This is a genomic window from Methylobacterium sp. J-048, from assembly GCF_022829515.1.
Lineage (GTDB): Bacteria > Pseudomonadota > Alphaproteobacteria > Rhizobiales > Beijerinckiaceae > Methylobacterium.
This window is the reverse complement of sequence record NZ_JAKSYL010000298.1, coordinates 37,757-58,098: the sequence shown is the minus strand read 5'-3', so window position 1 is coordinate 58,098 and position 20,342 is coordinate 37,757. Positions and strand designations below refer to the sequence as shown.

Here is a 20,342-nt window from a genome sequence, read left to right as displayed (position 1 = left end):
CGCGGAAGCGGGAGCATAAGGCCTTCGCGGCCACCCTGTCCCGGCAGCCACCCTCGGTCGTTCGGCCGATGGGGCTCCCGATTCCGTTGGATCGGCGCACCGGTACCGGGATTCCAAAGGGCCCGCGGCCCTTTGGCGGGGTTCGGGGCGCGCAGCCCCGAGGCGCCACGGCTCCGCCCTGGACCCGCGAAAGGTCGAAGACATTTCGAAACCAGAATCTTCCCAGGTCCGAATCGTGGAGCACCATCGGATCTTCGGACGTGCCAATCACATAAGCGACTGCTTATGTTACGGCATGAGCGAGGACGATCTTTTCCGCGCGTTGGCGGATCCGACCCGGCGCGCGATCTTCGAGAAGCTGGCTGCGGGCAGCATGAACGCTAGCGTCTTGCGGGAGGGGATGGGGATCAGCCAGCCGGCGATGTCTCAGCACCTCTCGGTTCTTCGGAGCGCCGGACTGGTTCGGGAAGAACGGCAAGGCCGATTCGTGAATTACGAGGTCGACCCGGAAGGGCTGACGCACATTGCCCAGTGGCTGTCGAAGTATCGCGCCTACTGGCCCGCCCGCATCGAAGCTCTCAAGGCGCTGCTGAAGGATATGGACCAATGAGCGACGCGGAGCCCGACGTGGCCGAGACCGGCATCGCAGGCGATTACGAGCTCGATGCGCCACCACACAAGGTCTGGCGCGCCCTCCATACGCCGGAGCTTCGCGACATCTGGCTGCCGGGCAGCGCCCTGGCCCACCCGGAAGCGATCTCCGTCACCCCCGGCGAAGAGCTTCGGTATCGGCTGCGCGACGATGCGCCCCCGTTTCTCGAAAGCACCGTGACGTTCCGGATCGCCCCGAACGGATCCGGCGGAACGCGTCTCTGGGTGATCCACGCGCTGACCGACCCGCGGTTCGACCGGATGAGGCGGGCCGCCTCGAACACCAACGGGCCGCCGCTCATGCGCGCAGCCTGAAACGGCGCATCGATCTATCGTTGTCCGAAGACTTAAGGGGTCGCCGATGCGCGAAGCGATGCAACTCGTCCCGATCGTCGTGGAGCAATCCAACCGAGGCGAACGGTCCTTTGACATCTATTCGCGCCTGCTGCGCGAGCGGATCATCTTCCTCAACGGCGAGGTCAACGATACGGTCGCCGCACTGATCTGCGCGCAGCTCCTGTTCCTCGAAGCCGAGAATCCGAAGACGCCGATCCACCTCTACATCAATTCCCCGGGTGGGGTCGTGACCAGCGGATTGGCGATGTACGATACCATGCGCCACATCCGGGCACCGGTTCATACCCTCTGCATGGGCACCGCCCGCTCCATGGGCTCGTTCCTCTTGATGGCCGGCGCGCCCGGCGGACGTGCGGCCCTCCCCAACGCGAGCATCCACATCCATCAGCCCTTGGGCGGGTTCCAGGGGCAGGCCTCAGACATCCTGATCCATGCCGAGGAAACCCGCAAAACGAAGCACCGCATGACCCGGCTCTATGCCGAGCATTGCGGCCGCCCCTACGAGGATTTCGAGCGGGCGATGGACCGCGACCACTTCATGACCGCCGAGGAAGCGTTGGCGTGGGGCCTGATCGATCGCGTGCTTCAGCCTCATGAGGACGACAGGGCCGCCATCGGGTCATCATAACGGGCCGTCAGGCCCCCTCAGCTCGGTACAGGCAAAATCGAGATCCCAAAGGGCTCGCGGCCCTTTGGCGGGGTTCGGGGCGCGCAGTCCCGAGGCGCCAGGGCTCTGCCCTGGACCCGCGAAAGGTCGAAGACCTTTCGAAACCGGGATTTTCGCCTCGACAGTTGCGGACCTTACGGCGCCAGCTCGTTGCCGGCGTAGTCGATCCGGCCGTCGGCGCCCTTCTTCCAGGCGTAGATGACGTAGTCGGGCCGGGTGAGGTCGCCCTTCTTGTCGTAGGCGATCGGGCCGACCACGGTCTCGATCGTCTTGCCCTGGTGCAGCCAGTCGGCCAGCACCTTGCCCTCGCTGGAGCCGGTCTCGGCCGCGGCCCGGGCCAGCACCTGAACGGCCGCGTAGGCGTAGAGCGTGTAGGCGTCCGGATCGATGTTCTTGGCCTTGAACGCCGCCACCACGGCCTGGGCGTTCGGGTTCTTGCGGGCATCCGGCGAGAAGGTCATCAGCGTGCCCTCGGCGCCGTCGCCGGCGATCTGCACGAACTCCTTCGGAGCGAGGCCGTCGCCGCCGACCAGGGTCGCGTTCAGGCCCTGGTCGCGCATCTGGCGCAGGATCAGGCCGGCCTCGGTGTGGAAACCGCCGAAATAGACCACGTCGACATTGGCCGACTTCAGCTTGGACACCAGCGCCGAGTAATCCTTCTCACCCGGGTTGACGCCCTCGAACAGCACCTCCTTGCCGCCCTTGGCCTTGAGCGTCAGCTGCGTCTCCTGGGCCAGGCCCTTGCCGTAGGCCGACTTGTCGTGGACGAAGGCGATCCGCTTGCCCTTGAAGTGACTGGCCAGATACGCACCGGCCACCACGCCCTGCTGGTCGTCGCGGCCGCAGGTGCGGAACGTGTTCCACAGCCCGCGCTCGGTGAACTTCACGTTGGTGGAGGACGGGGTGACCTGGATGATGCCGGCGTCGAGATAGACGTCGGAGGCCGGGATCGACACGCTGGAGGCGAAGGCGCCGACCACCATCTTCACGCCGTCCGCGGCGAGCTTGTTGGCGACCGAGACGCCCTGCTTCGGATCGGATGCGTCGTCGCCGTAGACGGCCTCGAACAGCCGGCCCTTGATGCCGCCGGCCTTGTTGATGTCCTCGATCGCCTGGCTGGCGCCGTTCTTGACCTGCACGCCGAAGGCCGCATACGGCCCGGTCACGCCGGCGGAGATACCGATCTTCACCGGTCCGCCCTTGTCCTGGGCTTGTGCAGCGCCGATCATCACAAGACCAGCGATGGCCATCGACAGTATTTTTTTCATTACCGCCCCCGCGTTCTAAGGTTAATGCGCGCCTGCAGGCGCATGCAACATTTCGGCCAGACTCACGGACCGTGCATCGACCTGCAGCGACGCGGGCCTGACCCTCATTTCAACGCGCCGCGCCGTCAAGGCCGCAAGCATCGTGCTGTTGCGCGCCGGCTTTATCTTTGCGGACGCTCCACACCCATGCGCCGCATCATTCGAAGCGGCCGGCGCGCGCCCGAGCCCGATCCTGCCGGAGCGGCCGCGGCGTCCACGCACCTCAGGTAGCGTGGCTTCGATGATGCATCCGGGGCCCAAATCCGTCGCAGCCGATCGAGATCGATGACCGTTCCTCCGCCGCTCCGCAGGTTCGACCACAGGCCGCCCGCCGTCAGCCATCCGGGGCGCGGCTGATGGGGCCTGACCGGGATGAATCCGTGGATTGGGCGGAGCGCCGCCGGATCGCCGAGCAGGGCAGGGGCGACCGGGCCTGGTCCCTGTGGGGGCCGTATCTCAGCGAGCGGCAATGGGGGACGGTGCGGGAGGATTACAGCCCCGACGGCAATGCCTGGCGGGCGCTGCCGCACGAGGAGGCGCGCTCGCGCGCCTATCGCTGGGGCGAGGACGGGCTGGCCGGGATCTGCGACGAGCGCGGCGGCCTGTGCCTGGCCCTGGCCCTGTGGAACGGACGCGACCGCATCCTCAAGGAGCGCCTGTTCGGCCTGACCAACCAGGAGGGCAACCACGGCGAGGACGTCAAGGAGGTCTACCATTACCTCGACGCAGTCCCGAGCCACGCCTACCTCAAGCTGCTCTACCGCTACCCGCAGGCGGCGTTCCCCTACGAGGCGCTGGTGCGCGAGAACCTGGCGCGCGGGCGCGACCAGCCGGAATACGAGATCGAGGAGACCGGGATCTTCGAGGACGGCCGGTTCTTCGACATCACCGTGGAATACGCCAAGGCGGATGCCGACGACATCCACGCCGTCGTCACCGCGCTCAACCGGGGCCCGGAGACCGCCGAGCTCCACCTGATCCCGCAGCTCTGGTTCCGCAACACCTGGTCGTGGCAGGACGGGCAGGCGCGCCCGCGGATCGCCGCCGATCCCGAGGGCGGCGTGACCTGCGCGCATCCGCGGCTCGGCCCCTATCGCCTCGCCTATGACGGCGCGCCGGAGCTGCTGTTCTGCGAGAACGACACCAACCTGCGGCTGCACGGGTGCCAGCCGGACGCGACCGGCCCATTCAAGGACGGCCTGCACGCGGCGATCGTCGCGGGCGAGACCTCGGCGATCCGCCGGGATGCGGGCACGAAGCTCGGCCTGCACTACGCCCTGCGGCTGGAGCCCGGCGCCACCGCCCAGATCCGGCTGCGCCTGTCGGCCGGCTCAAGGGTGCGCCCGGTCGACGCCGAGGGCGCCGTCGTCCGGCGCCGGGTGGCCGAGGCGGACGCGTTCTACGAGGGGCTTCAGGACGGCATCACGGATCCGGATGCCCGCACGATCTTCCGGCAGGCCGCCGCCGGCCTGATCTGGTCGAAGCAGCTCTATTGCTACGACGTGCGGCGCTGGCTGGAGGGCGACCCGCTCCAGCCGGTTCCGCCCCGGGAGCGCGAGGGCGGCCGCAACAGCCAGTGGCGCCATTTCGCGGCGGCCGACGTGCTGTCGATGCCCGACACCTGGGAATACCCGTGGTTCGCCGCCTGGGACCTCGCCTTCCACTGCCTGCCGCTCGCCCTGCTCGACCCGGACTTCGCCAAGAAGCAGCTCCTGCTGCTCACCCGCGAATGGTACATGCACCCGAACGGGCAGCTCCCGGCCTACGAGTGGGAATTCGGCGACGCCAACCCGCCGGTCCATGCCTGGGCGGCCTACCGGGTGTTCGAGATCGACCGGGACCGGCGGGGCGGGCGCGGCGACCTCGCCTTCCTGGAGGGCGTGTTCCACAAGCTGCTGATCAACTTCACCTGGTGGGTGAACCGCAAGGACGCCCAGGGGCGCAACGTCTTCCAGGGCGGCTTCCTGGGGCTCGACAATGTCGGGGTGTTCGACCGGTCGCGGCCGCCCCCGGGCTTCGGGGTGGTCCACCAGGCCGACGGCACCGCCTGGATGGCGATGTACGCCCTCAACATGATGCGCATCGCCCTGGAGCTGGCGCTCCACAACGACGTCTACGAGAGCACCGCCTCGAAGTTCTTCGAGCATTTCCTGCTGATCGCCGAGGCGATGACCGAGATGGGCGGGCAGGGGGGCGGCGAGGAGGGGTTCGGCCTCTGGGACGAGGTCGATGAATTCTACTACGACGAGGTCGACATCCCCGGCGGCGGGATGCTGCCCTTGCGGGTCCGCTCGATGGTCGGGCTGGTGCCGCTCTTCGCCGTGGAGGTGATCGAGCCCTCCGTGCTCCAGCGGCTGCCGGACTTCGCCCGACGCCTGAACTGGGCGCTGGAGAACCGGCCGAACCTCGCCCGTCTGGTCTCGCGCTGGAACGAGGGCGGCGTGAAGGACCGCAAGCTCCTGTCGCTGCTGCGCGGGCACCGGATGAAGGCGCTGCTGCGGCGGATGCTCGACGAGGCCGAGTTCCTTTCGCCCTACGGCGTGCGCTCGCTGTCGAAGGTCCACCGGGACGAACCCTATGTCCTCAACGAGCTGGGGGCCTCGTTCACAGTCCGGTACGACCCGGCCGATTCGACCTCGAACATGTTCGGCGGCAATTCGAACTGGCGCGGGCCGGTGTGGATGCCGATGAACTACCTGATCATCGAGGCGCTGCGGCGGTTCCACACCTATTACGGCGACGAGTTCGTGGTGGAATACCCGACGGGATCGGGCGCGATGCTCACGCTCCGCGCGATCGCCGACGCCCTGGAAGATCGGCTGATCGCCCTGTTCGCCAAGGACCAGGATGGGCGCCGGCCGGCTTTCGGGGCGCGGCCGCCGATCCCCCCGGCGCCCGGCGCCGAGGAGGCCCTGCTGTTTCACGAGTTCTTCGACGGCGACACCGGCCGGGGCCTCGGCGCCTCACACCAGACAGGCTGGACCGCGCTGATCCTCAACCTGCTGCGCGACCGCGCCCGACCGCGGTAAGCGCGTCAGCAGCTCAGGCGACGACCCTCGCGGCGGCCGAAGGTCCGGTAATGGGCCGCGCCGGATTCCATCTGGCCATTCGCGATCGCCCGGCGGACATCCGGGTTGCAGCGCAGATACTCGCGCTCGTCGAACCCGCCATAGGCGCGCTCGCCGTAGCCGCGGTCCCGATAATCGCGGTCGCGGCCCCGATAATCGTCGCGATCCCGCCCCCCGTAATCCCGATCGCCGTAGCCGTAATCGGGGCCGCGCTGAGCCTGAGCCGGCCCGAGCACGGACATCACGCCGAAACCGACGGCGACCGCTGCCAAAAACGCTTTCATCGTACCTGTCTCCTACCGGACGCTTGAAACGCGTTGCGCCGCAGATGGTTCGATCGGCCCACGACGCCCTCACGGGCGCGCTCCGTCCGTTGACCGCGCTGCACGTGAAAAAGATCTGGACATGAAAAAGGCTTGGCCGCGGTTTCCGCCGCGGCCAAGCCCACGATGCCCGCCGGGACGAGGCCCGGGTGCCGTTTCGCCTTACATGCGATGCATCATATCCCGGCGCATCATGCGGTGACGCATCTCACGGTGCATCATGCGACGCTCCATGTGACGCCGCATCATCCGGCGCTCCATGTGCCGACGTTCCATGTGGCGCTCCATACGGTCCATCTGGACGGTGGCGACGATGTCGGCCGGGGCGGCGACCGCGCCGGGGCCGATCGGGGCAGCGGACGCAGGCGCTGCGACGGCAGCGCCGAAGGCGGCGAGCAGGGCCGCGGTGATGAGCGTGGTGCGCAAAGGATGTTTCCTCTCATGCCGCCGTTGGTGGGCGGTGGTTTCCCTAGGATCCGTGAGAGGAGCAAATCCTTCCCAGGTCCGCCTCAGCAAGCCGCAGGCAGCCGGGATGGTTCCGCGGGGAATCGCATCCCGGCGCGACGCGGCCCGCCGGGTCGTGAGGTCGTCGCAGGCGCGACCCTCGAGGCTCCGTGACGGGCGACCAAGCTACGAAGGGAAGTTCCGGTTGGCGGTGTCTCGAGCGCCGCGTGCGCAGGCGACGCAGGCCGGTCAGGCTTCGAGGCGCGGCGGCGCATCGGCGGGCGGGGCCGGTTGGGTCAGGGTCGTCGCACCCAGATCGGCATGGTGCCGGCCGTTCAGCTCGGACTGGCCGGGGCGGAGCAGTTCCGGACCCGGAAGGGCGATGCTTTTCGTGTCGCTGAGCAGCGTGATCTGCTTGATCGCGAGCGTTTGCCGGCTCCGCATCAGCGGGTTCTGGCGCACGTAGCTGATGAACTCCTCGGCCGCCCGCAGCTTCGACTTGTTCTGCTCGGCCTCCTGCACCCTGATCCGCTCGGCCTCGGCCTCCCGGATCTTCGCCTCCTTGGCCTGGTGCTGAAGTTCGAGCGATGCGAAAGCAAGTCCTGTGGCCGCGCGGTCTAACACAGAGCTCGCGCGAAGTGTTGGCCTGGAGAATAAAATATATACGCTGTTGGCGAGCAGAAAAGCCGCCACCAAAAATACACTCAGATCGCCGACGTGCCCACTCACGGCCCAGAAAACCACCACGAGGGCCAACGATAGGGCGGAGAGTCCGAGAAGACTATATCGTAATGCCGACATGATCTAGCCTAAATTCATTTTTTTGAATCGAATTGCCAGATTTTATAAAGCTTTCAATTCTGAAAGGCAAATCTATCGGAGCGCAGTGGGATCCACAGATTTCAGTCGTGGCCGCCGGCGCGGGCCATCCCCTGTCGGGGTCGCAAGGCCGGATCCGCACCACGCAACACCGGGCCGGTCCGGATGCCTCGCCGCGGGGGCGGTACCAGCGGCACGGCATGCGCGGATCGAGGCGCCGCGCGGCTTCCTGGGCGCTGCGGCGGCCGGTCGCCACCCGGTCGTCCGGAAGCCGGCGGTCGTGGAACCGCGGCGCGCGGATTTCCGCGTGACTTCGCTCATCGCATGGGCACCGGGGACGCCTTGCCCTTGCCTGCGAAGCTTAACTTGTCCGACCCTGCCGTCGGCGAGCCGGCTTGGCATTGAGTCGGCTTGCCGGAGGGGGAATGTCTTCATGATCTCAGCAAGGTCTCACCGCCGCCGACCCGGCGCGCTGGCTGTTCTCGCGGCGCTCGCGCCGCTGGTCCTCGGCACCCTCGCGCCGGGCCGGGCCGGGGCCGCCGACAAGGAGGTCACCTTCGCCCATCAGGACATGGTCGTGCCGTTCCGGGCCCTGATGGAGTCGGGCGCCATCGAGAAGGCGACCGGCTACACGGTGCACTGGCGCAAGTTCGGCGGCGGCGGCGACGTGATCCGCGCCATGGCGTCCGGCAACGTCCAGGTCGGCGAGGCGGGGTCGAGCCCGATCGCGGCGGCGGCCTCCCAGGGGCTCGACATCGAGCTGTTCTGGATCCTCGACGAGATCGCCGATGCCGAGCAGCTGGTCGCGCGCACCGGCAGCGGCGTGACGCGCGTCGCCGACCTGCGCGGCAAGACGGTCGCGGTGCCGTTCGTGTCGACCTCGCACTACCAGCTGATCGCGGCGCTCGCCGGTGCCGGGCTGACCCAGAAGGACGTCACGATCCTCAACATGCGCCCGCCCGAGATCGCCGCCGCCTGGGAGCGCGGCGACATCGACGCGACCTTCATCTGGGATCCGGTGCTCGCCCGGGTGAAGAAGTCCGGCACGGTGCTGATCTCGGCCGGCGACATCGCCCGCCAGGGCAAGGCGACCTTCGACGGCCTGGTGGTGGACCGGGCCTGGGCGGCCAGGAACCGGGATTTTCTGGTGACCCTGGTGAAGCTGATCGCCGCCCAGGACGCGGCCTACGCGGCCAAGCCCTGGGCCGCCGATGCCCCGGAGGTGAAGGCCACGGCCAAGATCACCGGCTCGACCCCCGAGGAGGTGCCGGCGAGCCTGGCGGCCTACCGCTTCCCGACCCTCGAGGCGCAGGCCTCCCCGGCCTGGCTCGGCGGCGGCGCCGCCAAGGCCCTGACCGAGACCGCCGAGTTCCTGAAGGCGCAGGGCCGCGTGCAGGCGCTGGCGCCGGATTATGGCCGATTCGTCACCACCGACTACGTGGCCGCGGCCCGGAAATAGCGACGGCTCCCCGGCGGCAGGTTCGGAGCGGCCCATGATCGAGATCCGCAACGTCAGCGTCCATTACGGAGAGGGGGATTCCGGCATCGCCGCCCTCTCGGGGATCGACCTGACCATCCGGCCGGGGGAGTTCGTGGTCGCCCTGGGCGCCTCGGGCTGCGGCAAGACCACCCTGCTGTCGGCGATCGCGGGCTTCCTCGAACCCACCACCGGCAGCATCCTGCTCGACGGTGCGCCGATCCGGGGGCCGGGGGCCGACCGGGGCGTGGTGTTCCAGCGCCACGCCCTGATGCCCTGGCTGGATGTCGCCGAGAACGTCGCCTTCGGCTCGAAGATGCGCGGCGTCCCGCGGGCGGAGCGGCGCCGGATCGCGCTCGCCATGCTCGACCTCGTCGGCCTCGCCGAGTTCGCCGACCGCAAGGTCTACGAGCTCTCGGGCGGCATGCAGCAGCGGGTCGGCCTCGCGCGGGCGCTGGCCAGCGACCCGCGCGCCCTGCTGATGGACGAGCCGCTGGGGGCGCTCGACGCCTTCACCCGCGAGCAGGTCCAGGAGCTGATCCTGCGGGTCTGGGACCGGACCGGCAAGATGGCGTTCTTCATCACCCACGATGTCGAGGAGGCGGTCTTCCTCGCCACCACGCTGCTGATCATGAGCCCGCGCCCGGGCCGCATCGTCGAGACGATCGCGCTGCCGTTCTCCCGGGCCTTCCTGGCCGGGCGCGAGGCCCGGGCGGTGAAGTCCGATCCCGACTTCATCGCCATGCGCGAGCGCGTGCTAGGGCGGATCCATCATCGCCCCGTCACGGCGTTCGGAGCCTCCCGATGAGCGGATTGCCCCTCGACGCGCCGGCCCCCGCGGAAGACGCGCCGCGCCGACGCCCCGGAGCCGGCCGCCGGACCCTGCGCGACGGCGCCCTGGTCCCGGCCATCAGCCTCGCCACGGTGCTTGCCATCCTCGGGCTCTGGGCGCTCGCGACCGGGGCCGGCTGGGTCAAGCCGCTGTTCCTGCCGCCGCCGGGGGCGATCCTGTCGGCCTTCGCGCAGGCCTGGAACGGCGATCTCGACGGGGCGCCGCTGGGCGTCCACGTCCGGGACAGCCTGCTGCGCGTGGTCGGCGCCTTCCTGATCGCCGCCGCCGCCGGGATTCCCGCCGGCCTCGCCATGGGGACGAGCCGGATCGCCCGGGGCGTGCTCGACCCGCTGATCGAGTTCTACCGGCCGCTGCCGCCCCTGGCCTACCTGCCGCTGATGATCATCTGGTTCGGGATCGGCGAGCTGTCGAAGGTACTGCTGATCGTCCTGGCCTGCTTCGCCCCGGTGGCCCTGGCGACGCGCTCCGGCGTTCTCTCCGCCTCCGGCGACCAGATCAACGCGGCGCGGGCGCTGGGGGCGAGCCGCTGGCAGGTGCTGCGCTACGTGGTGCTGCCGGCAGCCCTGCCGGAGATCCTGATCGGCCTGCGGATCGGCATGGGCGTGGGCTGGACCACCCTGGTCGCCGCCGAGATGGTGGCCGCCCAGGCCGGGCTCGGCCAGCTCGTCCTCAACGCCTCGAACTTCCTGCGCACCGACGTGGTGGTGATGGGGATCCTGATGATCGGCCTGTTCGCGGCCCTGTTCGAGTTCGGGATGCGCCGCCTGGAGCGCGCGCTCGTGCCCTGGAAGGGCAAGGTCTGAGGAGCTGCCCGGACCGCCCCTTTCGGGGGTGACGGCATACGGACGGCGCGATCGTGATCCACCCGGGAATCGGCCCGGCTGTTGCCGCCGCGCTCTGTTCGCCCGACGATTTCTGGTACATCCGGCCAGAACGGTCAGGCCGACACAGTAACCGGCATGGCGAGCACGCGCGATACCGATATCGGGGTATATCTTGGTGGACCATTCGGACGACGTCGTCTCCGAGGCGGCGCTGATCGCGGCGCTCGAAGCATCCGGCGGGGTCGGCTTCTGGATGTGGGACATCCCCAACGACGACGCGCGCGCCGATCCGGTCACGGCGTTGCTGTTCAACATCAGCCCGGCCCGGTCGCGGGCCGGCGTCAGCCTCGCCGAGATCATGAAGGCCGTCCATCACGACGATCAGGCGCATATCTCGCAAGTCATCCTGGACTGCGTGCAATCCGGCGGGTCGTACACCGCCGAGTACCGGGTCTGCTCCCCGGAAGGGCGGCTGCGCTGGGTGTTCACCCGCGGGCATTTCTACCTGGACGAGGCCGGCCGCCCGACCACGGGCCGGGGCGTCGTCGTCGAGATCTCGGACAGCAAGTCCGCGGGCATCGCCTTCGCGACCCGGGACGGGGGCACGATCGAGGACGCTCTGAACAAGACCGCCGACCTGTGCCTGTCCCTGCACAACGCCGTCTCGGACCTCGGCGACACGCGCATCGTCGCTTTGACGGAAACCCTGCTGCTCGAAGTCGGCAAACACCTCGCCGATCGGCAGCGCGCGCCGGCGAACCAATCCCTGCATTGACCGCGGCGGGCGGGACCGGGGGAGGGCGGACAGAACCGCTCAGACCGCGCCGCGCTGCTTCAGCCAGAGGCCGAATTCCTGGACGACGGACACGACCTTCTTCAGCCGCATCCCGTCCTCGGTGAGCGCGTATTCCACTTTGACGGGCGTCGTCGGATAGACGGTGCGCCTGATGAGGCCGGCGGATTCGAGGGCGCGGAGATCCAGCGTCAGCATCCGCTGCGAGATGCCGGGCAGGTCGCGCCGGAGTTCGTTGAAGCGTTTCGGGCCATCGATCAGATAGCTCACCAGCAGCAGGCGCCAGCGGCCGCCGAGCAGGTGCATCGCGTGCTCGACGGAGCACCCGGTCACGGTCGCCCTCATCGACGCGACCCCGAGACGGGCACAGTATAATTCTTGTGCCCAGCGCTCAAATTACTGCGTTCTTCCGTCATCGTCTCGACTGCGCTACGAAAACTCCAGGAAACCACCGTTTCCGGCACCGACGTTACGGCACGTCTTCAGAGCCTGTCCATGAAACTGTATGCCATCCCCGCGAGCTGCTCGCTCGCGCCGCACATTGTCGCCCACGAACTCGGCCTCGACCTGGCCGTCTGTCGAGTCGATCACGCCGACCACAAGACCGAAGAGGGCGAGGATTACTACGCCGTCAACCCGCACGGCTACGTCCCGGCCCTCGAACTCGGCGACGGCCGTGTCCTGCGGGAAGGCCCCGCCATCCTGCAATACCTGGCCGACCTGAAGCCGGAGGCGGGCCTCGCCCCGGCGAACGGGAGCTTCGATCGCTACCGCCTTCAGGAGATGCTCGGCTTCCTCAATTCCGAGATCCACAAGGGCTTCGTTCCCCTGCTCTACGCCCGGCTGGCGGGGCGCTGGGTCGAGACCGCCAAGCCGAAGCTCGAAGCGCGCTATGCCTGGATCGACGCCCAGCTCGCCGCGCAGGACTTCCTCCTGGGCGACACCTTCACGGTCGCCGACGCCTACCTGTTCGCGCTCACCGGCTGGGGCCAGGCCCCGTGGCTGAGCTCGTATTACCGGGCCGACATCCACTTCGACCACCTGGACAACCTGCGGGCCTGGTACGGCCGCGTCCGCGGGCGCCCGGCGGTGAAGGCGGCGTTGCAGGAGGAGGGGCTGGCATAAGGCCGCCGGTTCCGGGCCGTCAGAACGGATAGTAGCGCAGCGAGGCCAGCCCGGTGACGAGGTGGGCGGAGGGCTGGATCCCGTACAGGCCCCGGAAGGCGTCGCGCTCGGTGTAGGAGGCCTGGGCGCCCGCCACGAGGCGCCCGTACGAGCCCTAGTACAGGTCGTGCCAGAAGCCGCCGGTGATCTGCCGGATGTCGTGGCTCTCGGCCTGGCAGGTGCCGCTGGCCGCCCCCTCGACGTCGCAGCCGGTCACCACCAGGGTCGGCGCGCCGTAGCCCGTGGCGTTGCGGGCGCCGGCCCGCGACGCGTGCTCCCAGCCGGCATAGAGGTAGACGTCGGTGCCCGGCTGGATATGGGCGACGGCGCCGGTCAGCAGCTGGAAGGCCGGGATCGGGGCGATCGAGCCGTCGGCCTTGAGGGCGAAGTCCGGCAGCTGCGCCGAGCCGTAGCGGCCGATGCCCTGGCCGACGAGGCCGCTGACCTGGATGTCGAGGGCCTTGTCGATCACCGGCAGGGTCGCGGCGCCGCCGATCCCGTAGCCCAGGGCGCTGTCCGAGCGGCCGGGGAGGCGGGTCGCGGCGGTGATGTTGGTTGCGCTCAGGCGGTCGTCGAAGAACCGCACCAGCCCCTTGACCTCGTAATGGCCGAAGCCCGGCTCCACGGCGAGCTTGCCGACGATGTCGGGGACGCTGTTGTTCGAGTAGGTGGTGGCGGTGTTGAGCAGGCCGGCGCCGTCGCCGGTGTTGTTGAGGTTGACGAGGCCCGGGGCGGCGAACGGGCTCGGCGGCAGCACGCTCTGGGGTGATTCCGCCGACAGGCCGGCCCAGAGGCCCGGCGCCAGGTCCTTGACCACCCGCACCTGCGGGTTGCGGGTCCAGTTGAAGCCCGGCACGTATTGCGCGTCGATGGTGAGCGGGATCTGCTCCTTGAGCGGCGTGATCCCGGAGAGGTCCGTGGTGATCAGGCTCCAGGCTTGGCCCGCCAGCACGTGCCAGCCGGACTCCAGGGCATCGACGGTGGCGAAGATCTGCCGGACCCGCGGCGTGTAGCTGTTGCTCTCGCGGGAATTCGAGGTGGTCCCCGCCGCCAGGAAGTCGATCTCGTAATAGCCCGAGATCTGCAGCGTCGGCTCGACCTTGGCGGTGAACAGGCCGCTCAGGCGGCTCTGCCGGGCGGAGAAGCGGAACTCGCTCTCGCGGGCCTGCGGGCTGTTGCGGAACGGGATGCCGTTGAAGTCGGTGGCGACGTCCGAGACGAGGTTGGGGTTGCGGAAGACGCCCGCCAGCTCGACGAAGCCCCCCGGGGTGAAGCAGATCGCCGGCCCCAGCGCGTAGCTGCCGGCGTTGCAGACCAGGTCGTTGGCGAGGATCACCGGCGTGTGCTCGGAGGCGGCCGGCCGCGCCCCGCCGGGGCCGCCCGCCTGCGCCAACTGTTGCTGGCGCTCGGTCCGCGCGGCGAGGCGCGCCTGCTCGTGCGACAGAGCCCGGCGGGCGCGCGTCTCGCCGGCGAGGGTCTGGCGCTGTGCTCCCGCCTGCCGGCGCAGGGCCGCGAGTTCCTGCTGCATCGCCTGCATCTGCCGCTGCATCGCGTCCATCCGGGCCGCCATCTCGGCGGCGGTCTGGGCGCGGGCGGGAACGACCGTGAGACCGGCCGCGAGGGCCAGGGCAGCCGGCACGACGCTCGGCAGGATCGATCGGAACATCACTGGTCACCCCGTGCGAGCGCGGATCCGGCGGGCGGTCCGGAGGCGGTGTTCGGACTTGTCGGATACGGCGTGCGACGCCGGCATGACGCGGCTAGCACGCCATCCGTACAACTGGCGGGAAAGCTGTCCTCGGGATGCGGAGACGCGCGCGCTGTGGCCGCGACGCCACGGCCGCGGCGCCACGGCCGCGGCGCCCGGCAGACGCGACCCGGCCCGGCACGGGCGGGGGCCTGCGACCTTCCCGGCCGGAACTTGGCCGTGCGGAGCCGACGTTGGCCGGATGAACGGATCGCCCCGATCCCCAGCCATCGCGAGACCCCGACATGACCCTCGACACACGTTCGATCTACGTCACGGCCCTGAAGAACACCCACGCCGTCGAGATGCAGGCCCTGCAGATCATGGAGCGGCAGGTCGAGCGCCTGGAGCATTACCCGGAGATGGAGAAGGCCCTGCGCCGGCACATCGAGGAGACCCATGGCCAGCGCCATCGCCTGGAGGAAGCCCTTCAGAGCCTGGGCGACAGCCCCTCCGCGCTCAAGGAGGGATTCCTGGGCTTCGTCGGCAACATGATGGCGCTCGGCCACGCGCCGGCCCAGGACGAGATCCTGAAGAACACCTACGCCAACCACGCCTTCGAGAATTTCGAGATCGCGGCCTACGAGTCGCTGCTGACCATCGCTGACGCGGCCGGCCAGCAGGGCCATCGGACCGGCTTCGAGCAATCGCTGAAGGAGGAGCAGGGCATGGCCGAGGCGGTGCGGTCGCTGATCAAGCCGACCACCGAGCGCTACCTCGCGCTGACCACGGCCGGCAAGAAGGCCGACCGCTGACGTCATCGGGCCCCGGCCGGCTCCGATCGGGCCGGCCGGCCTAACGGTGCAGGACCGTCGCCACCGTTGTGCCACGGTGGTCGGATCACAATCATGGGGGCTGACGTGATACTCGAGCACCGGCGGACCGCCGCTCGATGCCTTGAACTGTTATAGCCAAGCTATGACCAGGTCAGTCCGGACCGGCTTCGGAGCACGAATACGCGATTCGCACCGATTCACGCGCGAAAAACAGTCGCGCCGGGCGAACCGAATGGCAGCGGCTCCGTTATGTCCTCGAACACTATTCCAGAGGGCAGGACATGGCCAAGCACGAGATCCTCGGCTACTTCGAGCACCGCCGCGACGGGGCCTGGGTGTGTGTCCGGCCGTTCACCCTGAACACGCGCGACGCCAGCATCGACATCCGCCAGGGCATGCGCTTCGATTACGGCAAGCGCGTCGGCGGCCTCGACCTCGCTGAGTACTTGGAGCAGCTCGGCTCGCAGTTCGGTTCGTAGGTCGAAATCGGCGTCTGCCCGGCCGGCAACAGGCCGATCAGGACGTCCCTCAAATCGTCGACATCAGCCAAGGGCGCCGGGTCAAAAAACCCGGCGCCCTTGGCCGTTCAGGCCCCGCCCCACTGCATGGTCAACCCGCCATCCACCACCAGGGTGTGCCCGGTGACGTAATCGGCCGCATCCGAGGCGAGATACAGGATCGCCCGGGCGATCTCTTCGGGCTGGCCGGCGCGGTGCCACGGGATCCGCTCCAGCGACTGGTCGAGCACCTCGGTCTTCTCGAAGCGGTCGGCGGTCATCGGCGTCTCGATCAGGCCGGGGGCGACGTTGTTGACGTTGATCCGGTCCTCGGCGAGCTCCCGCGACAGGCTGCGGCACAGAGAGCCGAGCCCGGCCTTCGACATGCCGTAGGGGGCGCTCTCCGGGGTCGGCAGGTGCTGCGCCACCGAGGAGACGAACACGATCTTGCCGGCGCCGCCTTCAGCGCGGCGCATCCCGATGAACGGGCGGGCGCAGAACAGCGGTCCCATCAGGTTCACCCGCAGGATCCGCTCCAGCAGCGCGTCGTCCATCTCGGCCACCGGCACGCCGCTCATCGCTTGGCCGGCATTGGCCACCAGGATGTCGAGACCGCCCAGCTCGCTGCCGATGCGGTCGTAGGCGGCGTTCACCGCGGCCGGATCGCCGACGTCGAGCTGCAGCACCAGGGCGCGGCGGCCGACCGCCTCGACGCGGGCGGCGGTCTCCCGGATGCCCGCCTCGTCGGTGTGGTAGGTGATCGCCACGTCGGCGCCCTCGCGAGCGAACAGCTCCGCGGTCGCCTGCCCGATGCCGGAATCGGCTCCGGTGATCAGGGCTCGCTTGTCGGTCAGGATCATCGTGCGCGTCTCGCTCGCTCGCCGCCCTCGAAGCGACCGGATGCCGGGGCAATCGGTGCGGCCGGGGACGGTTCCGTGCGCGCCGCCCCGCCGCAGGTTGTCCCGCCTCGGGCGAGGGCCCGGGCCGGGCGCTTTGACGCCCGCTGCGCCGGTGCCCTACTGAAGGTGCATGTCCCTGGATGCCCCGACCCCCCTGCTCGCGGAGGAGAGCGCGCCCACCACCCGCTGCCGCATCCTGGCGACGGCGGCGTCGTATTTCCGCGAGATCGGCTACCAGAAGACCACCGTGGCGGACATCGCCCGGACCCTGAAGATGAGCCCGGCCAACGTCTACCGGTTCTTCGATTCGAAGAAAGCGATCAACGAGGCGGTGCTGGAGCGGCTGATCGGCGAGATCGAGGTCCTGGTCTCGGAGGTCGCCGCCCGGCCGGGCCTCACCGCCACCGAGCGCCTGGTGGAGGCGATCGACCTCCTGCACCGCGACTGCACCCGGCGCTGCGAGGAATTTCCCCGGCTCCACGAGATGGTCGAGGCGGCCATGGGCGAGAGCTGGGAGGTCTGCCGCCACCACATCGCCCGGGTCACCGCCGGGTTCGAGCGGATCATCCGCGAAGGCGTGGCCCGGGGCGAGTTCGAGGCCGCCGACCCGGCGGAAGCGGCCGCCTGCATCCATGCCGGCATCGCCCGCTACACGCATCCGCTGCTGGTCGGGCAGACCGCGCTGCAGCCGGTGCCCTCGCTGGAGTCCATGACGGCGTTCCTGCTGCGCGCCCTGGCGCCGAGGGAGCGGAGCGGTACCGAGGCGGCGTCGGGGGCGCGTCCAGGTTGAACCGATGACGCGTCGTCGCCTGCCTCGCAGCACAGCCCTGACGAACAAGGGCGGCGTGCGGGATCCATCGGATATCGATCGCGACCCGCCGGAACGACTGACCGATGAGGAGCGCGCTGCCGCTCAGCGCGGCTTAGCCGATCTGCGCGCGGGTCGGTTCGCGACCACGGCAGATGTCGAAGCCGCGTACCACCGTTTCAGGCCTCAGCGCCTCGATCCGGATCCGATCCCCGACACGAAGCGCTGAGCCGGTCCGAAAACCCTACTCCGAGGCCCGCCCGGCCTCCGGCGCGGGCTCGGAAGTGCTCGGCTGCGGCCCGTCATAGCCCTCGATCACCAAAATCTCGGCGTCGACCCCGCCGCGCTGCTTGGCCTTGGCCGCCTGGTAGAGGTCGGAGTTCCAGCAGGCGAGGGCGTCGGCGTAGCTCGGGAACTCGATCACCACGTTGCGGGACCGGGGCTGACCCATCACCGCCTCGAAGGCGCCGCCGCGCACCAGGAAGCGACCGCCATGCTTGGCGAAGGCGGCACCGTTGGCGGCGACGTAATCCTTGTAGGCCTCGGCGTCGCGGACATCGACCCGCGCGATCCAGTAGCCCTTTGCCATCCTGCGCCTCATCGGTTGCGGAGTTGAGATGGATTCCGGCTGCCCGAAGGCAAGGCCGAGATTCAGGCGAGCTCGGCCACGATCGCCTGCGCCACGGCACGCGGGTCGGCGGCGCCGGTGATCGGGCGCCCGACCACGACGTGATCGATGCCGGCCTTGCGGGCGTCCCCGGGGGTCATCACCCGCTTCTGGTCGCCGGCCTCGGCGCCCGCCGGGCGGATGCCCGGGGTGACGATCAACCGGTCCGGCCCGACGATCCGCCGGACCGAGGCCGCCTCGGCCGCCGAGCAGACCAGGCCATCGACGCCGATTTCCGCGGCCTGGGCGGCGCGCTTGGCCACCAGCTCCGCCACAGGCAGGCCGTAGCCGGCCTCCGCAGCATCGGCATCGTCGTAGGAGGTCAGCACCGTCACGGCCAGGATCTTCAGGCCGGCGCCCCGTCCGCGCACGGCCGCCCGCATGGTCTGGGGATAGGCATGCACGGTGAGGAAGGTGGCGCCCGAGCCCTGGGCCGAGCGCACGCCCTCCTCGACGGTGTTGCCGATGTCGTGGAGCTTCAGGTCGAGGAATACCTTGAGGCCGCGCGCCGCCAGCCGCTCGGCGAGCGCCAGGCCGCCGGCATAGCCCAGCCGGTAGCCGATCTTGTAGAAGGTCGCGGCATCGCCGATCCGGTCGATCAGGGCCTCGGCCTCGGGCACGGCCGGGAGATCGAGGGCCACGATCAAGCGGTCGCGGGGGTCTGCACGCACGGTCATCGGGGCGTCCTTCGGGCTGGCGGCACGGATCACGCCGCGGCGATCCCTGTCAATCCAACCCCGGCGCGTCAGCCGCGCTTGACGGCCTTAGACCGCCGCTTGCCGCGCGCGAGCCCCTCGGCCAGGGCCTCGTTCATGCGCGCCTGCCAGCCGGGACCGCCGGCCTTGTAGGCGGCGAGCACGTCGGGATCGATGCTCAGAGTGAGTTGTACGCGCTTGGTCTCCCTCTGCGAGGAACTCCCCTGGGTCAGGGCGGCGTAGACGGCGGGCGGAAGCACGTCGCGGGCCGGGCGCAGGCGTGCCAGTTCCGCGTCGGTCAGTTCCTCCGAATCGGGATTGTTGGTGATGGACGCCTGGAGGAGCGCCTCCTCGGCATCGCTGAGCGGAGGCGCCCTCCGCTTGGTCGTATCACGTGTCGTCATAGGCCATCCGCTCCTTCCGACTCGCAGGGCGCAGGCTGATCGCCGAAACCGCCTCCGTTCCGAGCACTGCGAACGTGAGGGTCACGAGCTGCGAGTCCAGGAAACCGACGGCCTTGAAGCGGCGCCCGCCCGTCTTGCTCGCATAGGTCTCGCTGACCAGGGCGGTCTCCCATTCGAAGCGGGACTGTGCGTCGGCGAAATCGAGGCCGTGCCCCTCGGGCGGAGGCCTGAGGTTCCTCTGACGCTTCGGCTCGTCCCAGACCATCCGCACACGATTTTTGTAGCGCCCGGATGGCAGCTCCGTCGAGCCTTTTCAGGGCCTGCTCACCCACCCAGCACCCGCGCCACCTCCGCCTTCAGCACCGGCAGCAAGTCCGCCTCGAACCAGGGCTCGCGCTTGAGCCAGCCGTTGTTGCGCCAGGACGGGTGGGGCAGGGGCAGGACCCGCGGGCGGCGGGGCTCGGCGAGGATCGCGCGCCAGCGTCGCACGGTGCCGGTCAGGCCGTCCTCCATCCGGCCCAGGTGCCAGGCCTGCGCGTACTGCCCGATCACCAGGATGAGATCGAGGTTCGGCAGGCCGGCGAACAGCTCCGCGCGCCAGCGCTCGGCGCATTCCCGGCGCGGCGGCCGGTCGCCGCCCTTGGGGTCGAGCCCGGGGAAGCACGAGCCCATCGGCACGATCGCGACCTGCGCGGGGTCGTAGAACCGCGCCTCGTCGAGGCCGAGCCAGCTCCGCAGCCGCACGCCGGACGGGTCGGTGAACGGCAGGCCGGTGCGGTGGGCCCGGGTGCCGGGGGCCTGGCTCGCCACGCAGAGCCGCGCGCCGGTGCTGCCCTGCACGATCGGCCGCGGCTCCTGGGGCAGGGGCGGCCCGTAGAGCGGGCTGTCCCGGCAGAGGCGGCAGGCGCGCAGGCGCGCGGCGGTGTCTTCGAACGGGGCGAGTGCGGGCATCGGCCTCAAGATGGCGAGCCGCCGCGCGCAAACCAAAAAAAACGGCGCCAAAAAAAACGGCGCGGTGTCGCGCCGCGCCGTCGTCAGTCGGGTCTCTTGCCTTGGGGGGAAGGCCCCTCCGTCCTACGCCGGCGCGGACAGGCGCGGCGTG

The 20,342-nt window shown here is 69.5% G+C and carries 25 protein-coding genes; 13 read left to right on the top strand and 12 right to left on the bottom strand.

What is annotated here, in order from left to right; genetic code table 11:
* Positions 1-295: 295 nt before the first annotated feature.
* Genes MKL09_RS31330 through MKL09_RS31320 form a run of 3 tightly spaced genes read left to right on the top strand, consistent with a single transcriptional unit; the run spans position 296 to position 1,636 of the window.
* On the top strand, positions 296-610 hold the full coding sequence (locus MKL09_RS31330) for an ArsR/SmtB family transcription factor (protein WP_244025849.1): 315 nt from the start codon (positions 296-298) through the stop codon (positions 608-610).
* Positions 607-966, top strand: a complete 360-nt coding sequence (locus MKL09_RS31325) for an SRPBCC domain-containing protein (RefSeq protein WP_244025848.1) — start codon at positions 607-609, stop codon at positions 964-966. Before MKL09_RS31330 ends, MKL09_RS31325 begins: the two co-directional genes overlap by 4 nt.
* Before the next feature lie 46 nt (positions 967-1,012).
* Positions 1,013-1,636, top strand: a complete 624-nt coding sequence (locus tag MKL09_RS31320) for an ATP-dependent Clp protease proteolytic subunit (protein ID WP_244025847.1) — start codon at positions 1,013-1,015, stop codon at positions 1,634-1,636.
* A gap of 173 nt (positions 1,637-1,809) precedes the next feature.
* Here the strand turns inward: MKL09_RS31320 and MKL09_RS31315 are convergent, their stop codons facing one another.
* Positions 1,810-2,925, bottom strand: coding sequence for a branched-chain amino acid ABC transporter substrate-binding protein (locus MKL09_RS31315; RefSeq protein ID WP_409567027.1), 1,116 nt, complete (start codon positions 2,923-2,925; stop codon positions 1,810-1,812).
* A 413-nt stretch (positions 2,926-3,338) separates the two neighbouring features.
* Here MKL09_RS31315 and MKL09_RS31310 point away from each other — a divergent pair, with 413 nt between their 5' ends.
* Positions 3,339-6,011 (top strand): MGH1-like glycoside hydrolase domain-containing protein, encoded by a 2,673-nt coding sequence (locus tag MKL09_RS31310; protein WP_244025845.1) that lies wholly within the window; start codon positions 3,339-3,341, stop codon positions 6,009-6,011.
* 5 nt (positions 6,012-6,016) lie between these two features.
* Here MKL09_RS31310 and MKL09_RS31305 read toward each other — a convergent pair whose 3' ends face one another.
* The 3 genes from MKL09_RS31305 to MKL09_RS31295 all read right to left on the bottom strand — a co-directional run bounded on the left by MKL09_RS31305 (position 6,017) and on the right by MKL09_RS31295 (position 7,573).
* Positions 6,017-6,334: a hypothetical protein gene (locus tag MKL09_RS31305; protein WP_244025844.1), complete on the bottom strand. Its 318-nt coding sequence runs from the start codon at positions 6,332-6,334 to the stop codon at positions 6,017-6,019.
* Positions 6,335-6,535: 201 nt separating this feature from the next.
* Positions 6,536-6,799 carry a hypothetical protein gene (locus tag MKL09_RS31300; protein ID WP_244025843.1) on the bottom strand — a complete coding sequence of 88 codons (264 nt, stop codon included), beginning with the start codon at positions 6,797-6,799 and terminating at the stop codon, positions 6,536-6,538.
* A gap of 267 nt (positions 6,800-7,066) precedes the next feature.
* A complete protein-coding gene (locus MKL09_RS31295) occupies positions 7,067-7,573 on the bottom strand; it encodes a hypothetical protein (protein ID WP_244025842.1) in 507 nt (168 codons plus the stop codon).
* A gap of 496 nt (positions 7,574-8,069) precedes the next feature.
* Here MKL09_RS31295 and tauA point away from each other — a divergent pair, with 496 nt between their 5' ends.
* The 4 genes from tauA to MKL09_RS31275 all read left to right on the top strand — a co-directional run bounded on the left by tauA (position 8,070) and on the right by MKL09_RS31275 (position 11,565).
* Positions 8,070-9,095 carry a taurine ABC transporter substrate-binding protein gene (gene tauA, locus MKL09_RS31290; protein WP_244025841.1) on the top strand — a complete coding sequence of 342 codons (1,026 nt, stop codon included), beginning with the start codon at positions 8,070-8,072 and terminating at the stop codon, positions 9,093-9,095.
* Positions 9,096-9,129: 34 nt separating this feature from the next.
* Positions 9,130-9,921: a taurine ABC transporter ATP-binding protein gene (locus MKL09_RS31285; protein ID WP_244025840.1), complete on the top strand. Its 792-nt coding sequence runs from the start codon at positions 9,130-9,132 to the stop codon at positions 9,919-9,921.
* Positions 9,918-10,769: an ABC transporter permease subunit gene (locus MKL09_RS31280; protein WP_244025839.1), complete on the top strand. Its 852-nt coding sequence runs from the start codon at positions 9,918-9,920 to the stop codon at positions 10,767-10,769. Before MKL09_RS31285 ends, MKL09_RS31280 begins: the two co-directional genes overlap by 4 nt.
* 196 nt (positions 10,770-10,965) lie before the next feature.
* Entirely contained in the window at positions 10,966-11,565 is a 600-nt protein-coding gene (locus tag MKL09_RS31275) for a PAS domain-containing protein (RefSeq protein ID WP_244025852.1), read from the top strand.
* A gap of 39 nt (positions 11,566-11,604) precedes the next feature.
* On the opposite strand, the gene MKL09_RS31270 is transcribed toward MKL09_RS31275, so the two are convergent.
* On the bottom strand, positions 11,605-11,928 hold the full coding sequence (locus MKL09_RS31270) for a winged helix-turn-helix transcriptional regulator (RefSeq protein WP_244025838.1): 324 nt from the start codon (positions 11,926-11,928) through the stop codon (positions 11,605-11,607).
* 150 nt (positions 11,929-12,078) lie between these two features.
* On the opposite strand from MKL09_RS31270, the gene MKL09_RS31265 reads away from it, so the two are divergent.
* The gene (locus MKL09_RS31265; RefSeq protein ID WP_244025837.1) at positions 12,079-12,708 is read left to right on the top strand and encodes a glutathione binding-like protein; all 630 of its coding nucleotides are present in this window, start codon (positions 12,079-12,081) and stop codon (positions 12,706-12,708) included.
* Between the two features lie 154 nt (positions 12,709-12,862).
* Here MKL09_RS31265 and MKL09_RS31260 read toward each other — a convergent pair whose 3' ends face one another.
* On the bottom strand, positions 12,863-14,413 hold the full coding sequence (locus tag MKL09_RS31260) for a hypothetical protein (protein ID WP_244025836.1): 1,551 nt from the start codon (positions 14,411-14,413) through the stop codon (positions 12,863-12,865).
* Positions 14,414-14,739: 326 nt separating this feature from the next.
* Between MKL09_RS31260 and MKL09_RS31255 the strand changes: the two genes are divergently transcribed.
* Positions 14,740-15,249, top strand: a complete 510-nt coding sequence (locus MKL09_RS31255; protein ID WP_244025835.1) for a ferritin-like domain-containing protein — start codon at positions 14,740-14,742, stop codon at positions 15,247-15,249.
* Positions 15,250-15,551: 302 nt separating this feature from the next.
* Positions 15,552-15,749, top strand: a complete 198-nt coding sequence (locus tag MKL09_RS31250) for a hypothetical protein (protein ID WP_244025834.1) — start codon at positions 15,552-15,554, stop codon at positions 15,747-15,749.
* A gap of 107 nt (positions 15,750-15,856) precedes the next feature.
* Here MKL09_RS31250 and MKL09_RS31245 read toward each other — a convergent pair whose 3' ends face one another.
* Positions 15,857-16,627 carry an SDR family NAD(P)-dependent oxidoreductase gene (locus MKL09_RS31245; RefSeq protein ID WP_244025833.1) on the bottom strand — a complete coding sequence of 257 codons (771 nt, stop codon included), beginning with the start codon at positions 16,625-16,627 and terminating at the stop codon, positions 15,857-15,859.
* Positions 16,628-16,796: 169 nt separating this feature from the next.
* Here MKL09_RS31245 and MKL09_RS31240 point away from each other — a divergent pair, with 169 nt between their 5' ends.
* Complete coding sequence (locus MKL09_RS31240) at positions 16,797-17,456, top strand: TetR/AcrR family transcriptional regulator (RefSeq protein WP_244025832.1); 660 nt, start codon at positions 16,797-16,799, stop codon at positions 17,454-17,456.
* Positions 17,457-17,460: 4 nt separating this feature from the next.
* Positions 17,461-17,703 carry a hypothetical protein gene (locus MKL09_RS31235; protein ID WP_244025831.1) on the top strand — a complete coding sequence of 81 codons (243 nt, stop codon included), beginning with the start codon at positions 17,461-17,463 and terminating at the stop codon, positions 17,701-17,703.
* A 15-nt stretch (positions 17,704-17,718) separates the two neighbouring features.
* On the opposite strand, the gene MKL09_RS31230 is transcribed toward MKL09_RS31235, so the two are convergent.
* The 5 genes from MKL09_RS31230 to MKL09_RS31210 form a co-directional block, all read right to left on the bottom strand.
* Positions 17,719-18,063, bottom strand: coding sequence for a DUF1330 domain-containing protein (locus MKL09_RS31230; RefSeq protein ID WP_244025830.1), 345 nt, complete (start codon positions 18,061-18,063; stop codon positions 17,719-17,721).
* A 62-nt stretch (positions 18,064-18,125) separates the two neighbouring features.
* Entirely contained in the window at positions 18,126-18,818 is a 693-nt protein-coding gene (gene pyrF / locus MKL09_RS31225; protein ID WP_244025829.1) for an orotidine-5'-phosphate decarboxylase, read from the bottom strand.
* Positions 18,819-18,886: 68 nt separating this feature from the next.
* Positions 18,887-19,240 (bottom strand): BrnA antitoxin family protein, encoded by a 354-nt coding sequence (locus tag MKL09_RS31220; RefSeq protein WP_244025828.1) that lies wholly within the window; start codon positions 19,238-19,240, stop codon positions 18,887-18,889.
* The gene (locus MKL09_RS31215; protein WP_244025827.1) at positions 19,227-19,505 is read right to left on the bottom strand and encodes a BrnT family toxin; all 279 of its coding nucleotides are present in this window, start codon (positions 19,503-19,505) and stop codon (positions 19,227-19,229) included. The genes MKL09_RS31220 and MKL09_RS31215 overlap by 14 nt, the downstream gene beginning before the upstream one ends.
* 59 nt (positions 19,506-19,564) lie before the next feature.
* A complete protein-coding gene (locus MKL09_RS31210; protein WP_244025826.1) occupies positions 19,565-20,191 on the bottom strand; it encodes a uracil-DNA glycosylase family protein in 627 nt (208 codons plus the stop codon).
* Between the last annotated feature and the right edge of the window lie 151 nt (positions 20,192-20,342).